Origin of the sequence: Rhodococcus sp. PAE-6 (assembly GCF_025290685.1) — a bacterium.
GTDB lineage: Bacteria > Actinomycetota > Actinomycetes > Mycobacteriales > Mycobacteriaceae > Rhodococcus > Rhodococcus pyridinivorans.
Map to the genome: position 1 here is coordinate 1 of NZ_JAOCLZ010000068.1, position 1,353 is coordinate 1,353.

At 61.8% G+C, this 1,353-nt stretch carries 1 protein-coding gene; it reads right to left on the minus strand.

All coding sequences use genetic code 11. The features are described 5' to 3' along the window. Window positions 1-27 precede the first annotated feature (27 nt). A protein-coding gene (locus NVV99_RS26220) for an IS3 family transposase (protein ID WP_156354424.1) occupies window positions 28-1,301 on the minus strand; the annotation gives its coding sequence in 2 pieces (ribosomal slippage) (window positions 28-1,022 and window positions 1,022-1,301; 1,275 coding nt in all). Between the last annotated feature and the right edge of the window lie 52 nt (window positions 1,302-1,353).

Genomic DNA, 1,353 nt, shown 5'->3' on the forward strand with positions numbered 1-1,353 from the left:
TGATCCCTCCCGGCGTTTCCGGAGAGCTCATGGTGTGAGCGCTTCCTCCGGATTGAGGGTGCGCATGCGATCGTAGTGGAGTTGCTCTGCCCGGTCGGGGGTGAGGTCGTGGCAGTAGCTGTGTGGTCGTTCTCGGTTGTAGAACGCCACCCATTCGGCGGTGCCCAGCGACAACTCAGTGGCTCCATGGAACAGGGGCTGGTTGTCGACCAGTTCGTTCTTGTAGTCCGAGTTCACCGATTCGGCCAGGGCATTGTCGAAACTGTCCCCGACGGTGCCGATAGAGGCCGCGATCCCTTCCTCGGCCAATCGCTGCCCGAACACGATGGCAGTATACTGCGATCCGGCGTCGCTATGATGGACGAGTTTGCTCAAATCGACTACCCCGCAACGTTTTCTGTTGTCGATCGCATTGTTGATCGCATCGGTCACCAAGTTCACCGTCATCTCCGTGGCCACCTTCCAGCCGACGATCTTGCGGGCGAACACGTCAGTCACGAAGGCTGTGTACGCCCAACCGGATTCGGTGCGGCAGTAGGTGAAATCGGCCACCCACAGGCGGTTGGGTGCCGCGGCATAAAACTGCCGGTCGACCAGATCCGTCGGCCGCTTGGCCGCCGCGTCAGGGATGGTCGTGCGCACCCGTTTCTTCTTGATCGCGCCGTGCCATCCCATCTCCCGCATGACCCGTTCAACCGTGCAACGGGCGACATCTAATCCGTTGCTGCGCAGCATTATCCATGTCTTTCGTGAGCCCAGAACGCGGGTCAGGGGTTTGTTCTTGCGGAGCATGAAGATCGCATCGATGACCTGCGCGTCAGCGAGCATACGGGCGCTCGGCCCGCGGTTGATGTGGTCGTAGTATGTGGACGGGGCGATGCGCCAGCCGTGCTCAGAGAGCACGGCGCACATCGAATCGACACCCCAGATAAGACCATCCGCACCCACCCGATGTCCCTGGTGGGTGCGGATGAAGTCCACAATTACCGGTGTGGCCGGTCGATTTCGGCCGCGAAGAAAACCGACGCCGCTTTCAGGATGCCGTTGGCCCGTTTGAGTTCGGCGACCTCCTGTTTGAGCCTGCGGATCTCCTCGTTGTCGGCCCTCGAGGCGCCTTCCGCATCAGCGGCCGGGGCCTTACGAACCCACTGACGGACAGTCTCCGCCGAGGTCACCCCCAACAGATCTGCGGTCTTGCGCATCGCCGGCCACTCCGCCGACCCGTGGGCCACCAACTGGGCCACCATGTCCACGGCGTCTCGCTTCAACTCAGCCGAGTACCGCTTCGATCCTGCTGCCATAGGTTTCATCCTCCCTTGAGAGGAGCCCTCCGGAAATCCCGGGAGGGATCAG